Here is a 14,200-nt window from a genome sequence, read left to right as displayed (position 1 = left end):
CGGAAAGGGCGCGAGGCCAATCTTTGTCACGGATCAGAGCGTGATTGCTGTTCCCAGTTGCTGGAGAAATTGCGCCAGCCATTGCGGATGCGCGGGCCATGCCGGCGCCGTGACGAAAGCGCCATCGGTGACTGCCTGGTCCACTGCAATGTCCGCATAGTCGCCACCGGCCAGGCGCACTTCCGGCGCACACGCGGGATACGCCGCAATGCGTTTTCCGCGGATGACATCGGCGGCCACCAGCACTTGCGCGCCATGACAGATGGCCGCGATCGGTTTGTCGGCGGCGGCGAATTGGCGCACGATCTCGATCACGCGCGGGTTCAGGCGCAGATATTCCGGTGCGCGACCGCCCGTGATCATCAGGGCGTCGTAGTTGCCCACCTCGACTTCGTCGAAGCTGGCATTGAGCACAAACAGATGCCCCGGCTTCTCGGTATAGGTCTGGTCGCCCTCGAAGTCGTGAATCGCGGTCTTGATCTTGTCGCCGCTCTTCTTGCCCGGGCAGACGGCGTGCACCGTGTGGCCGACCATCTGCAATGCCTGGAACGGCACCATCATTTCATAATCTTCCGCAAAATCGCCGGTCAAAAACAAGATTTTTTTCGCTGCCATGTGTGTCTCCTGGTGAAAGTGCCTGCTCCACGCCGCGCCGGCCGTGCGTTGTCATCCGTCCTGCATGGCAAGACGGTCCTGTACGGCAGACGCGGGGGAGGAGTGGAATTAAGATTTATAGTTGTACAGCAGTGCCGCCAGGACGGCGCCCAGCAGCGGGCCGACGACCGGTACCCAGGCATAGCGCCAATCGCTGTCGCGCTTGCCCGGGATGGGCAGGATCGCATGCATGATGCGCGGACCGAAGTCGCGCGCCGGGCTCATCGCATAACCCGTGGTGCCGCCGAGCGACACGCCGATGCCCAGCACCAGCAGGGCGACCGGCAAGGCACTCATGGCGCCCAGTCCGAAGCTCGGCGCCGCCATGTTCAACACGGCAAACACGAGAACGAAGGTGGCGATCATTTCGGAAGCCAGGCTGCCGAAAGTGCCACGGATCGCCGGGCCGGTGCAAAACACCGCCAGTTTGGTGTCGCCATCGGGGGTGGCCTCGAAGTGCTTGTAGTAGATGACCCATACCAGAAACGCTCCCATCATGCCACCGAGCATCTGCATGGCGACATAGGCGGGGACATTTGCCCAGGGAAATTTCCCGACCACCGCCAGCGCCACGGTCACCACCGGATTGAGGTGGCCGCCGCTGGCGGTGGCGGTGCACAGCACGGCGACAAAGACCGCCATCGCCCAGCCGATGGCGATCACGATCAGGCCGCTGTTGTGGCCCTTGGTTTTTTGCAGGATGACGTTGGCGACCACGCCATTGCCCAGCAGGACGAGCAAAGTGGTGCCGATGAATTCGGCGAATAAAGGATGCATGTGAAACTTCCAGTGAGGTGGTGGGGATGGGCGTGTGGTCGATCAGACCGCATCGGCCCAGGCTTTGCTGGCGTTGACAGCACGCTGCCATCCCTGTATGTGGCTCTTCACTGTGTTCGCGTCGAGCGCCGGCGTGAAACGGCGGTCCAGTTTCCATTGGTCCTGTATGTCGCTGACATCCTTCCAGTAGCCGACCGCCAGGCCGGCCAGATACGCCGCGCCCAGGGCCGTCGTTTCGGTGATTTGCGGGCGCACCACGTCCACGCCGAGCAGGTCCGATTGGAATTGCATCAACAAATCGTTGGCCACCGCGCCGCCGTCGACCCGCAATTCGGTGATCTTGCCGCCCAAGTCGGCTTCCATGGCCTTCAATACGTCCAGCGACTGGTAGGCGATGCTGTCGAGCGCAGCGCGGGCGATGTGGGCCGAGGTGGTGCCGCGCGTTACGCCGAACAGCGTGCCGCGGGCGCGCGGATTCCAATGCGGTGCGCCGAGGCCGGCGAAGGCGGGCACCAGATAGACGCCGTCGCCATGCGGCACCGAGCGTGCCAGCTCCTCGATTTCAGAGGCGCTCTTGATGATGCCGAGCCCGTCGCGCAGCCATTGCACGACCGCGCCGCCGATGAAAATGCTGCCTTCGAGCGCGTAGTTGACTTGCTCGCCGATCTGCCACGCGATCGTGGTGACGAGATTGTTCTTCGATTCAATCGGTTTGTCGCCCGTGTTCATCACCAGGAAGCAACCTGTGCCGTAGGTGTTCTTGACCATGCCTGGCTTGGTGCACATCTGGCCGAACAGCGCCGCGTGCTGGTCGCCGGCGATGCCGGCCAGCGGCACGGCGGAGGCGAACAAGGTGGTTTTGGTGGTGCCGTAGACGGCGGAAGAAGGATGGACTTCCGGCAGCATGCTGCGCGGGATATCCATCATGGCCAGCAACTCGTCGTCCCATTGCAGCGTGTGGATGTTGAACAGCATGGTGCGCGAGGCGTTGGTGACATCGGTGACGTGCAGTCCTTGCTGCGAGAGATTCCAGACCAGCCAGCTGTCGACAGTGCCGAAGGCGAGCTTGCCCTGGTTGGCGCGTTCGCGCGCCCCTGGAACATTGTCGAGTATCCAGCGGATCTTGGTGGCGGAGAAATACGAATCGATCGGCAAACCGGTTTTTTCCCGCACGATGGCTTCGAGGCCGCGGCCTTTCAGTTCATCGCAGAAATCGGCCGTGCGGCGGTCTTGCCAGACGATGGCGTTGTACACCGGGCGGCCCGTCTCGCGGTCCCACACGATGGTCGTTTCGCGCTGGTTGGTGATGCCGATGGCGGCGATCGATGCGCCATTCAGTCCCGCGTGCGTGACGGCTTCGGCGGCGACGCCGGCCTGCGTCGACCAGATATCCTGCGGGTCATGTTCGACCCAACCCGGCTGCGGATATATTTGCGGGAATTCCTTTTGTGCCACCGAGACGATGTTGCCGGCCCGATCAAACAATACTGCGCGTGAGCTTGTCGTTCCCTGATCGAGCGCAAGAATGTATTGGTCCTGCATCGCCATTTTCTGCATGTCTTCTTCTCCGTCTATAGTTGATTTTTTTTGCCGGTCTTTGCCGCGCCGGTCACTCGGTAAAACTGGTATCCCGTGTCCAGGGAGATGGCCCAGGCAAGGCAAAGCCGCCTGGCTCTCAGGCTAATTTTTTCAAGTGCTCATCTCAGGCATCGACATCTGTCTGATCCATTCCTCCAGACGCGCCACATGCCGCGGCTGGCAATACAAGCCGCATTTGGTTCTGCGCCAAAGGATGTCTTCGGCACAGCGCGCCCATTCCACCTCAAACAGATAGCGCGCTTCCTGTTCGTACACGCCGGGCGTCAGTTCCTCGCCCAGATCCGTCATCTTCTTTGCCGTGCCGAGCATGCGCCTGGCGCGGGTGCCGTAACAGCGCGCATAACGTTGCGCCAGCTTGCCCGGCAGCCATGGGTACTGGGCGTGCAGTTGTTGTGCGAAGCGCTCGAAATCGATGTTCTCAACCAGCGCACCCGCTTGCTGCAAGTCGCCGCCCGGCAAGGGTGCCGAGGCGGTCCAGTCCGGCGCATCGCCGCCCAGGCGCGGCTGCAGCATGGCCAGCGCTTCTTCCGACAGTTTCCGGTAAGTGGTGATCTTGCCGCCCCAGATATTGAGGAAGGGGGCGGTGTTCGGGTCGCATTCGAGCAGGTAGTCGCGCGTCACCGCCGAGGCGTTTTGCGCGCTGTCGTCGAGCAGCGGCCGCACGCCGGAATAGGTCCAGACCACGTCGCCCGGTGCAATCTGTTTGGTGAAGTAACGGTTGGCCACCTCGCACAGGTAGCTCACTTCGCCGTCGCTGATCGTCACCTTGCCGGGCGCGCCGGTGTATTCCAGGTCGGTGGTGCCGATCAGGGTGAACTCGTCCTGATAGGGTATGGCGAAGATGATGCGTTTGTCCTGGTTCTGGAAAATATAGGCGTAAGGGTGATCGAACAGGCGCGGTACGATGATGTGGCTGCCCTTGACCAGCCGCAGGCCGTGCGTATTGCTCACGCCCGAGGCGGCGTTGGCGAATTGCGCGGTCCAGGGGCCGGCGGCGTTGACGATGGCGCGCGCCGTCACCTCGATGCGGCCATGCTGCTCGCTTTCCAGCGTGGCGTGCCAGCCCTGGCCTTCCTGGCGCACCGCCGCGCAGCGGGTGCGCGTCAGGATGTTGGCGCCGCGTTCGCTGGCGTCCAGCGCATTGAGCACCACCAGGCGCGCATCGTCCACCCAGCCATCGGAGTACACGAAGCCCTTGCCGAAATCGCCCTTCAGCGGGCCGCCCGCCACGTGCTGGCGCAGCGACACGCCTTGCGAGGCCGGCAGGAAAGCGCGTCGCGCCAGATGGTCATACAGGAACAGTCCGGCACGGATCATCCAGGCCGGCCGTTGTCCGGCGTCGTGAGGCATGACGAAGCGCAGCGGCCACATGATGTGCGGTGCCGTACGCAACAGCAATTCGCGTTCCTGCAAGGCCTTGCGCACCAGCTTGAATTCGTAATACTCAAGGTAGCGCAGGCCGCCGTGTATCAGTTTGGTGCTGGCCGAGGACGTGTGCTGGGCCAGATCGTGCTGCTCGCACAGGATGACGCGCAAACCGCGGCCGGCCGCATCGCGCGCGATACCGACGCCGTTGATGCCGCCGCCGACGATTAAAAGATCACAGTCCTGTTGCGCTAGCTGCTTGATTGTCGATTGCATCATGATCCTGAAGGTGGTGATAGGCCGCTATGGGCTATAAAAAGTGCATGGTTTCAGGTGTTTCTCATCCCGCCACGCAGTCGCTGCCATGCGCCTGCCTGCCACTGCCGTGGGCGTATTCGGGCGTTCATGCGAACAGGAAGAGAACTGCGCTGAAGTGAAGAATAACGCGCTTTTTTTTGTTTATTCTACGCACGTTCGAAAATTTAACAACATCTAATTATTCTTTTTTGTTCGTTTTGATTCGTTTTCGCAACGCGAGCGTATTGACCATGAGTGACGACGCATACGTCAGCTGCCCGCCACTTGCCATGGCGTAGGCGTGATATCAGGGGATGCGGGGAGGGGGGAAGGAGGTTCCGGGCTGGACCTGGGGGCGATCCAGTGCAACCATGAGGAGGATGACAGAAGCATCGCAGGCGCTCTGCGTGAACGCCGGCTTCGCTTTACGGCTTGTAAGCGCCTGTCCCGGCGGGGTCTGCATGCCTATGCCAGGACAGGCTTTCAGCCTGATTTCAAGCTGATTTCACCCGAATTTTAACCTGATTCAGGCGGCGTTCAACGCCTGCTCCAGGTCTTCGCGCAAGTCGTCGATATGCTCGATGCCGACCGACAGGCGCAGCATGTCTTCGGACACGCCGGCCTTGGCCAGTTCCGCCGGATTGAGCTGGCGGTGCGTGGTGGACGCCGGATGGGTGGCCAGCGACTTGGCGTCGCCGATATTGACCAGGCGCGTGAACAGTTGCAGGGCGTCGAGCACGCGGGCGCCGGCCGCGCGCGGATCTTCTCCGCTAGCCAGTTTCAGGCCGAACGACAAAATGCCCGAGGCGCGGCCCTGCATGTATTTTTTCACCAGCGTGTGGTCCGGGTGGTCTTCCAGGCCCGCGTAATTGACCCACGCGACTTTCGGATGGTTTTTCAGGTGTCTGGCCAGGGCCAGCGTGTTGTCGCAGATGCGGTCCATGCGCAAGGCCAGTGTCTCGATGCCCTGGATCAGCTGGAAGGCGCTCAAGGGCGAAATCGCCGCGCCCATGTTACGCAGCGGGACCACGCGCGCGCGGCCGATGAAGGCGGCGGGGCCGAACGCTTCCGTGTAAACGACGCCGTGATACGACACGTCCGGTTCGTTCAGGCGCTTGAAGCGTTCCTTGTGCTCGGCCCATGGAAATTTGCCGCTGTCGACGATGGCGCCGCCCACGGTGGTACCGTGGCCGCCCAGGTATTTGGTCAGCGAATGGACGACGATGTCGGCGCCATGTTCGATGGGGCGGAACAGATAGGGGCTGGGCACCGTGTTATCGACGATCAGCGGGATTCCGTGCGCATGCGCGATCTCGGCCAGTTTCGCCACGTCCGTGACATTGCCCAGCGGGTTGCCGATCGATTCGCAGAAGATGGCCTTGGTGCGCGCGTCGATCAGCGCGGCGAAGGTCTCCGGCTGGCGTGCGTCGGCGAAGCGCACTTCGATGCCGATCTGCGGCAGGGTGTGGGCAAACAGGTTGTAGGTGCCGCCATACAGCTGGCTGGCGGAGATGAAGTTGTCGCCCGCTTCGGCGATGGTCTGGATCGCGTAGGTAATGGCCGCCATGCCCGACGCCACGGCCAGCGCGGCCACGCCGCCTTCCAGCGCCGCGACTCTTTTTTCCAGCACATCCTGCGTGGGGTTCATGATGCGCGTGTAGATATTGCCGGCGACTTTCAGGTCGAACAGGTCGGCGCCATGCTGGGCATTGTCGAAGGCGTAGGCCACCGTCTGGTAGATGGGGACGGCGGCGGCCTTGGTGGTCGGGTCGGGTGTGTAGCCGGCGTGCACGGCCAGGGTTTCGATTCTCATGTGGTCTCCGGTATCGATGGTATGCGGTGGTGAAATCCGCAGCCATTGTGCCATGCGTCCGTTAGCCCGTTGCTACGCTTGATAGAATATTAAGTCATAAGCTAGTGCGGTCTTGATCTAAGTCATGCAGCTCCGCCGATCCGATGAAGCGTTCATGTGTGCCATGCTGGGCGCAGGCAAACGCGCCGGCGATGGCGCCGCGGCGCATGGTCTCGTCCAGCGGCCGTCCATCGAGCCAGGCGTGCAAAAAGGCGGCGACGAAGGAGTCGCCGGCACCGTTCGTGTCCACCACGGGCAGCGTCAAGCCTGCCGTCGGGTAGTGCCGCACTTCGCCGCTGGCGCGTTCCAGCAAGTAGGCGCCGTCGGCGCCGGCCATGGCGATCACTGCCTGCGCGCGCCCTTCAGCCACGATGGCGCGCATGACGGACTCCATGCGCTGGCCCAGCGCGGCCGTGCTGAGGAAGACCAGGTCGGCGCGCAGGGCGAATGTCTTGTGGTGCGGGTTGACGCCGTCCCAGTCGTGCAGGTCGGTCGACACCGTTGTGCCGCACACTTGCGCGTCGTCAAACAGTTCGGCCACCCAGCCCATGATGGAAAAGTGCGCATGGTGCGCCGGTCCCAGGTAGGGAAGATAAAAGGCGGCCGGCATGCGCACGTTTTCCGGATGGCGGCCGTCGTACAGCGACAGCCGGCGCCCCTGCGGGTCGACCAGGTTGACGCTGCGCCGCGTGCCCGATGCTTCGACGAGATGCGAAAAATCGAGTTTTGCCTCTTTGTAGCGCTGCAGGATGGCCGCGCCTTGCGCATCGTCGCCGATGAAGTCGATGAATTTGCAGCGCAAGCCCAGCGCGTGGCAACCGAGCGCCACGCCATTGCCCGTGTGCGCCACATAGTCGAGGATGGGCGCCACGTGCAGCGAATCGGCGACGGGCAATTGCAGGGAAGGGACGCGCACGATGGTGTCGATGCCGGCGCCGCCGACCACCAGGATGTCATAGCTACTCATGGTGCTGCCTTTTCTAACAGGACGGTGCCGGCCGCGTTCACGGCGACGGCACCATCTTTGACGATGTAGGTTTGATGCGTGTAGGCGTCGCGCAGCAGGGTGCCATCGGCGAAGACGCCGTGCACCTTCAGGTCGAGCGTACCCTGCGCCTCGGGCACGGCGATGACGGCATCGCCATCCATCACGCGGGCGAAGGCGTACGGCTTGTCGTTGATGAATTTGTGCTCGCCGCGCGCCAGGGCAGGGTGGCGCAGCCGGAACTGGCCCAGCTTGCGCGCATGCGCCAGAGTTGCAGAGTCCATGGATGTCCAGTTCATGTCGGAGCGCGTGGCCTGCTGTTCGTCGCCGATGGGCGCGGCGCCCGGCTGGCGCGCGCTTTCATCGCCATAGAACAGCTGCACGCCGCCCGGCGCCAGCAGCAGGGCGGACAAGCCATGTTTCAATTGATCGCGCGGGAACAGGCTGGTGTCGTGCGAGGAGATATACGACAGGATGTCGTAGCGGGGACTCTTATTCAGCAAGCCCGCGTACTGGCGGTACACGCCATCGATGTTTTTCCAGTCACCACTGGCGCGATTCTGGAAATCGAAATTGATCATCGAATCGAAGCCGGCATCGAACCAGCTGCTGCGTTCGGGGCCGTGGCCCCACGCTTCGCCCGTCATCCAGAATGGCGCGTCGTCGATCTTTTGCTGCGGATGGCGCGCCTTCCAATCCTTCAATGCATCGGTGGCCGACGCGCGCAAGGCCAGCCAGCTGGCCGGTTCCACGTGCTTGACGGTGTCGGCCCTGAAACCGTCGACGCCGAATTCGCGCACCCAGTCGGCCAGCCAATGAACAAGGTAAGAACGTACTGTCGCATCGGGCAGGGCCACGGCGCGTGTGTCGGCTTTGCGCTGCAAAATCGGTGGCAAGCCCACGGCCTTGCCGCTTTCCGTGCGGAAGTCGGGCAGGTAGGCCAGCTGCATGGTGTAGTCGTCCTGGCCGCCATCGGGGTAGCCGGGCAAGCCCGCGCGCACCCAGTCCGGGCCCCACCACTGCGCGAATGCGAAGTTGTTGTAGTCGATGAAGCTGTGATAGTCGCGCAAGCCGGCCTTTTCGTGGCCGGGCCACAGCACGGGCACTTTGTATTCGGCCAGGGTGCGCAAGTCCGCATAGCCGGGATGGTTCAGCACCACGTCGAACAGCACGCGGATGCCTTGCGCGTGGGCCGTGTTGATCATCTCGCGCAATTCTTCGCGCGTGCCCATGTTGGCATCCATGGTGGTGTAATCGAGCGCCCAGTAGCCGTGGTAGGCGTAGTGCCGGAATTGCTGCTTGCCGCCCACCACCCAGCCGTGGATCTGCTCGTAGGGCGCCGTGATCCACAGGGCGTTGACGCCCAGTTCTTGAAAATAGCCGGCTTTCAGCTGTTGCGTGATGCCGGCGATGTCGCCGCCGTGAAAGCTGCCGACATCGCCGCCTTGCGGGTCGGCCGCGCGGCCATAACTGTGGTCGTTGCCGGGATTGCCGTTGGCGTAGCGGTCCGTCACGGCAAAGTAGACGATGGGATTGTCCGCGAAACTGCCCGCCTGCGCCGGTGCGCAGAAGAGCAAAGCGGCGAGGGCGGTCAGCACGGTCTTCATGTCAGCCCTTCACGCCGCCAGCCGTCAGGCCGGAGATCATCCATTTTTGCGCCAGCAGGAATACAGCCGTGATGGGCAGGCCCGACAAAATGGCTGCCGCGGCGAAGTCGCCCCACAGGTATTTTTGCTCGTACAGGAACAGTTTCGAACCGACGGCCAGGGTCAGGTTGTTCTGTTCATGCAGCAGTACGGAGGCGATCGGGTATTCGATGATGGCGCCGATGAAGGACAACAAAAACACCACCATCAGAATGGGCACCGTCATCGGCAGCAGTACGTAGATGAACGCCTGCCACTGCGTGGCGCCGTCGACCTTGGCCGCTTCCTCGATCTCGATGGGGATGGTTTGATAGTAGCCCTTGATGGTCCAGATATGCAGGGCGATGCCGCCCGTGTAAGCGAGCACCAGGCTGCCGTGGTGGTCGATGCCCAGCCATGGCACGTAGCTGCCCAGCACGTCGAAGATGGCGTAGATGGCCACCAGGGCCAGCACGGCGGGGAACATCTGCAGCAGCATCAGCGCGGACAGCGTCTGCGACTTGAAGCGGAACTGCATGCGCGCGAACGCGTACGCGCAAGTGGTCGACAGCAGCACGGTGACGGTGGCGCTCATGCTGGCCACTTTGATCGAATTCCACAGCCACAGCAGCACGGGGAAGTCCGGTTCGACCAGGGTGCCGTTGGGCGCCTGGTAAGACATGCCCAGCGCCAATCGCCAGTGCTCGAAGCTGATTTCGGGCGGGATCAGACTGCCCGAGGCGAAATTGCCGGGGCGCAGCGAGATCGACAAGATCATCAGGAAGGGGAACATCACCAGCGCGATCAGCGCGATCACGGCAACGTGGGCCGCCAGGATGCGCCAGCGGTTGGAACGGTCGACAACGATAGCCATGGTCGGTCCTTTATGCTTTGTTCATGCGCGTCAGGCGCATGTTGACCAGCGAAATCGCGGCCACGAGGAAGAAAATCAGGGTCGAGATGGCGGCGGCCAGGCCAAAGTTCTGGCCGGAATCCTCGAACGCGATGCGGTAGGTGTAGGACACGAGCAAGTCCGTCGTGCCGGCCGGTAAGGTGGTGTCGAGGAAATCGGGACGCCCGCCCGTCAGCAAGCTGATCAGTACGAAATTGTTGAAGTTAAAACCCAGGCTGGCCACCATCAGCGGCGTCAGCGGCTTGATGATCAACGGTAAGGTGATCTTGAAGAAATTCGTCAGCGGTCCCGCGCCGGCCAGGGCCGAGGCTTCGTACAGGTCCGATGGAATCGCCTTGATCAAGCCCATGCACACGACCATCATGTAGGGGTAGCCGAGCCAGGTGTTGACGATCAAAATCATGGCCTTGGCCAGCGTGGTGTCCGAGAACCAGGCGGGCTTGATGCCGAACAGGGCGTCGAGCACCAGGTTGATTTCGCCAAAGTTGTTATTGAACAAGCCCTTGAAGACCAGGATGGAGATAAAACCCGGCACGGCGTACGGCAGGAACAGCAGGGTGCGGTACAGGCCGCGGAAGCGCAGCGCATCCCAGTTCAAGAGTACGGCCAGCACCATGCCCAGGCCCGTCGTGGTGGCCACGCTGATCAGGGCGAAAACGATGGTCCACACAAAAATGCGCAGGAAGGGGCCGCGGAACGCTTCGTCGGAGAAAATCTTCACGAAGTTGGCGAAACCCACGTTGACCTTGAAGCCAGGCTCCAGTTTCGTGCCATCCGGCATTTCATAAAAGCCCGTCTTGAAGTTCGGTTTGACGAGCTCGCCCGTGGCGATTTTCTTCAGGGTTTTGTCGGGCAGCTGCTTGTAGACATGCGCGACGGGGCCGAATTCGCGCAAGCCCACCATGCGCAGCTCGATCTTGTTCGGCAGCACGAGGGTGAGCAGCTTCAGATCCTTTTGCAGGGCGATGATGTCCTTGATGGGCAGCGGCGGGGCCAGCACGGGCGCCTGCACGGGGTCAGCCGGCGCCACTTCCACGGTCAAAGGTACGGCGCGCTTCAGGGCCAGCGGCGGCGTCAGCAGCACTTCGCCCGTGTCCGGGCTTTCCAAACGCAAGCGGTACTCCTTGTTGTCCGGGTGCACTGTCAGCGCGTAGCCCGTGCTTTCCACGCGCTGCGTCTCGTCCAGCAAATATTGCGTGGCCCGCTCGTAGGTAAGCAGGTTGCGCGAACTGAAATTGGTAAAGCCGATCGACACCGTGTACACCATCGGCAGCAGCACGAAGACGATGACCGCCGTGATGCCGGGAAACAGATAACGGTAGGCATAGGCGCGCGGCGACGTGAAGACAAACGTCGTCAGGGTCAGCAAGCCGAGGAAAACGGCGGCCAGCATGGTCTGGCCGGAAATGTACAACATGAAGAGCAGATACAGACCCAGCGCCATGCTGATGGTCAATACCGTAGGGCCGATAAACTTGCGCACGATGGATACCTGTGAAAATGAAGCGCTGTAAGGATGGTGCTAAAACGATGTTGGCGTGTTGATGGCTGAACCCGTTGAACGGCCGGGGTCGGACCCTGAGGGTCCGACCCCGGATGTCGTTTTGGGTTTAGGGTTGATTCATGTTGAAAGCATTAACCAAGCCAACGATAATCGCTTAATTCGCCGTCGTAATCCGCTTCGCCGCCGCGTCCAGGCCATCCTTGGTGCTCTGGCGGCCTTGCGTGATGTTTTCCAGCGCCGATTGCATCGACGACCAGAAGCGGCCCATTTCCGGGTTGTTCGGCATCGGGCGGCCCGCTTGCGCGCTTTCCATCGTCGCCTGGATGTTCGGGTTGGCTTTCAATTCCGCGAACAGCACTTTATTAGCTGGCGTGCCCAGCGGGACATCGGCGTTGATGGTTTTCAGGCCATTGAGCTGCAGCATCTGATTTTCCAGGAATTCCGTCGCCAGGTCCTTGTTCGGGCTGGCTTTCGAAATCATCGCACCCAGCACGCCCACGAATGGGGTGGCCGTCTTGCCTGCCACGGTAGGAATCGTTGCCACGCCGTAATTGATCTTCGATTTGCGCGCATTGTCCCAAGACCATGGGCCGTTGATCATCATGGCGATCTTGCCCTGGTTGAAGCCCGCTTCCATTTCCGCGTAACCGGCGCCCTTCGGCATGGCGCCGCTGTTGATCAGGTTCATCAGCGCATTCACGCCCGCCTGCGAGCCGGCATTGTTGACACCCGTCTTGGCCGCATCGTAGCGGCCATCGGACTTGACTTCAAACGGGAAACCGCCGCCCGCGCCCAGCAAAGGCCAGGTGAAATAGGTATTCGTGTAATCCCACAGGATGGCCTTCTTGCCTTGTGCGGAGAGTTTTTTGTCCAGCGCGGCGATTTCCTCGAACGTCTTGGGCGGGTTCGGCACCAGGTCCTTGTTGTAGACGAGGGCGACGGCTTCGATGGAGATCGGGTAGCCCCAGGTCTTGCCGCCCACGGTGAAGGCGTTCCACGCCAGCGGCAGGATGGCGGCGCGCGCTTCCTTGCTTGGCGTCACTGGTTGCAGCAAGCCGGCGTCGATCCAGCCGCCGATGCGGTCATGCGGCCAGATCCAGATGTCCGGGCCCTTGCCGGCGGCCGCCGCTTGCTGGAATTTGTTTGGCGCATCTTCCGGGTGTTCGACGACGACCTTGATGCCCGTCTTCTTGGTGAATTCCTCGCCGACCTTGGCCAGGCCCTTGTAGCCTTTGTCGCCATTGATCCAGATCAAGAGGGTGCCTGCTTCGGCCGCGTTCGCCATGCTGACGGCGGCCAGGTTGCCGATGCCGGCCAGGGCGGCGGCGATCAGCGTGGTTTTGATGAAGCTGCGTTTCGGGTGCGTGAAGGACATGTCAATCTCCAGTATCTTTTTTTATGCTAAGTTTATGTTGAGTATCAAGGCTGAAACGATGCAACCAGGCCAGGCGGCGCCTGTAGCGCCTGGCCCCTTAATTCGGGTGTCAGGTACGGGTCTGGCCGTGCTCGTCGAACACGTGGACACGGGCGGGCGCCACCTGCAGCACCACGGATTGGCCAATGGCCCAGTCCGTGTCGGCATCGGCGCGCACCACCAGCGGCTCGTCGCCGCCCGGTACCTGCACATACAGATAGCTGATGTCGCCGAGTTTTTCCACCGCCTGCACAGTGGCCGTGATGGCGGCAGTGGCGCCTGGCGCGCACGCCTGCACATGCTCGGGGCGCGCGCCGATGGTGACGGGGGTGCCGCTGGCCAGCGGCTGCGTCAACGCCGCCTGCAGCATGCCACCCGCATTCGTGGCGATGGTGGCCACGCCGTCGACGACACTGTGGATCTTGCCTTTGAGGAAGTTCATGCGGGGCGAACCGAGGAAGCCGGCCACGAACAGGTTGGCTGGATGATGGTACAGCTCCAGCGGTGCGCCCACCTGTTCGATGCGGCCCGCGTTGAGCACGACGATGCGGTCGGCCAGGGTCATCGCTTCGACCTGGTCATGCGTGACGTAGATCATGGTCGAGCGCAATTCGCGGTGCAGATTCGCCAGTTCGATGCGCATCTGCACGCGCAGCGAGGCGTCGAGATTGGACAGCGGTTCGTCGAACAGGAAGACGTCGGGTTTGCGCACGATGGCGCGGCCGATGGCCACGCGCTGGCGCTGGCCGCCCGACAAGTCTTTCGGTTTGCGTTCGAGCAACGGTTCGATGCGCAGGATTTGCGCGGCGCGCTGCACGGCGTCGGCGATTTGTACCTTGCTCATGCCAGCTAACTTGAGGCCAAATGCCATGTTTTGCGCCACGCTCATGTGCGGGTACAGGGCGTAGCTCTGGAATACCATGGCGATGCCCCGTTTGGCGGGCGGCACGTCGTTCATGCGCGTCTTTCCGATGAACAAGTCGCCGCCGCTGATTTCTTCCAGGCCGCAGATGCTGCGCAGCAAGGTGGATTTGCCGCAACCCGACGGGCCCACGAAAACCATGAATTCGCCATCGGCGATCTCCAGGTCGATGCCGTGCAGGGTTTGCACGTCGCCATATGCCTTCTTCAGCCCTGCTAATTTCAGTCCTGCCATGTCGTCCTCACTGTGTCAATCCGTCCCCGCTGATGCGCGGGGCTCGTTATTGTAATTGG

11 protein-coding genes are annotated in these 14,200 nt (G+C 62.1%); all 11 read right to left on the bottom strand.

What is annotated here, in order from left to right:
• Positions 1–33 precede the first annotated feature (33 nt).
• Entirely contained in the window at positions 34–615 is a 582-nt protein-coding gene (locus tag O0882_RS14770; protein ID WP_289949095.1) for a DJ-1/PfpI family protein, read from the bottom strand.
• A gap of 108 nt (positions 616–723) precedes the next feature.
• Entirely contained in the window at positions 724–1,431 is a 708-nt protein-coding gene (locus tag O0882_RS14765) for an MIP/aquaporin family protein (RefSeq protein WP_289949093.1), read from the bottom strand.
• A 42-nt stretch (positions 1,432–1,473) separates the two neighbouring features.
• On the bottom strand, positions 1,474–2,973 hold the full coding sequence (gene glpK, locus O0882_RS14760; RefSeq protein WP_289949219.1) for a glycerol kinase GlpK: 1,500 nt from the start codon (positions 2,971–2,973) through the stop codon (positions 1,474–1,476).
• Between the two features lie 147 nt (positions 2,974–3,120).
• Positions 3,121–4,674 (bottom strand): glycerol-3-phosphate dehydrogenase, encoded by a 1,554-nt coding sequence (gene glpD / locus O0882_RS14755; RefSeq protein ID WP_289949092.1) that lies wholly within the window; start codon positions 4,672–4,674, stop codon positions 3,121–3,123.
• A 544-nt stretch (positions 4,675–5,218) separates the two neighbouring features.
• Positions 5,219–6,505 carry an aminotransferase class I/II-fold pyridoxal phosphate-dependent enzyme gene (locus tag O0882_RS14750; RefSeq protein WP_289949091.1) on the bottom strand — a complete coding sequence of 429 codons (1,287 nt, stop codon included), beginning with the start codon at positions 6,503–6,505 and terminating at the stop codon, positions 5,219–5,221.
• A gap of 94 nt (positions 6,506–6,599) precedes the next feature.
• On the bottom strand, positions 6,600–7,511 hold the full coding sequence (locus O0882_RS14745) for a PfkB family carbohydrate kinase (protein WP_289949090.1): 912 nt from the start codon (positions 7,509–7,511) through the stop codon (positions 6,600–6,602).
• Positions 7,508–9,136 carry an alpha-amylase family glycosyl hydrolase gene (locus tag O0882_RS14740; RefSeq protein ID WP_289949089.1) on the bottom strand — a complete coding sequence of 543 codons (1,629 nt, stop codon included), beginning with the start codon at positions 9,134–9,136 and terminating at the stop codon, positions 7,508–7,510. Before O0882_RS14740 ends, O0882_RS14745 begins: the two co-directional genes overlap by 4 nt.
• A gap of 1 nt (position 9,137) precedes the next feature.
• Positions 9,138–10,028, bottom strand: coding sequence for a maltose ABC transporter permease MalG (gene malG / locus O0882_RS14735; RefSeq protein WP_070259183.1), 891 nt, complete (start codon positions 10,026–10,028; stop codon positions 9,138–9,140).
• A gap of 10 nt (positions 10,029–10,038) precedes the next feature.
• Entirely contained in the window at positions 10,039–11,550 is a 1,512-nt protein-coding gene (gene malF, locus O0882_RS14730; RefSeq protein ID WP_219890352.1) for a maltose ABC transporter permease MalF, read from the bottom strand.
• A gap of 175 nt (positions 11,551–11,725) precedes the next feature.
• The gene (gene malE, locus O0882_RS14725; RefSeq protein WP_289949083.1) at positions 11,726–12,946 is read right to left on the bottom strand and encodes a maltose/maltodextrin ABC transporter substrate-binding protein MalE; all 1,221 of its coding nucleotides are present in this window, start codon (positions 12,944–12,946) and stop codon (positions 11,726–11,728) included.
• 109 nt (positions 12,947–13,055) lie between these two features.
• Positions 13,056–14,141, bottom strand: a complete 1,086-nt coding sequence (gene ugpC, locus O0882_RS14720; protein ID WP_289949081.1) for a sn-glycerol-3-phosphate ABC transporter ATP-binding protein UgpC — start codon at positions 14,139–14,141, stop codon at positions 13,056–13,058.
• Positions 14,142–14,200 lie beyond the last annotated feature (59 nt).

Origin of the sequence: Janthinobacterium sp. SUN073, from assembly GCF_030397665.1 — a bacterium.
Taxonomy (GTDB): domain Bacteria; phylum Pseudomonadota; class Gammaproteobacteria; order Burkholderiales; family Burkholderiaceae_D; genus Janthinobacterium.
This window is presented reverse-complemented; position numbering and strand designations above follow the sequence as displayed.

Bases quoted from the DNA above. Each gene is read 5' to 3' on its own strand.
- O0882_RS14765 (WP_289949093.1), bottom strand. From the start codon at position 1,431: ATGCATCCTTTATTCGCCGAATTCATCGGCACCACTTTGCTCGTCCTG.
- glpD (WP_289949092.1), bottom strand. From the start codon at position 4,674: ATGATGCAATCGACAATCAAGCAGCTAGCGCAACAGGACTGTGATCTT.
- O0882_RS14750 (WP_289949091.1), bottom strand. From the start codon at position 6,505: ATGAGAATCGAAACCCTGGCCGTGCACGCCGGCTACACACCCGACCCG.
- O0882_RS14740 (WP_289949089.1), bottom strand. From the start codon at position 9,136: ATGAAGACCGTGCTGACCGCCCTCGCCGCTTTGCTCTTCTGCGCACCG.
- O0882_RS14745 (WP_289949090.1), bottom strand. From the start codon at position 7,511: ATGAGTAGCTATGACATCCTGGTGGTCGGCGGCGCCGGCATCGACACC.
- ugpC (WP_289949081.1), bottom strand. From the start codon at position 14,141: ATGGCAGGACTGAAATTAGCAGGGCTGAAGAAGGCATATGGCGACGTG.
- O0882_RS14770 (WP_289949095.1), bottom strand. From the start codon at position 615: ATGGCAGCGAAAAAAATCTTGTTTTTGACCGGCGATTTTGCGGAAGAT.
- malE (WP_289949083.1), bottom strand. From the start codon at position 12,946: ATGTCCTTCACGCACCCGAAACGCAGCTTCATCAAAACCACGCTGATC.
- glpK (WP_289949219.1), bottom strand. From the start codon at position 2,973: ATGCAGGACCAATACATTCTTGCGCTCGATCAGGGAACGACAAGCTCA.
- malG (WP_070259183.1), bottom strand. From the start codon at position 10,028: ATGGCTATCGTTGTCGACCGTTCCAACCGCTGGCGCATCCTGGCGGCC.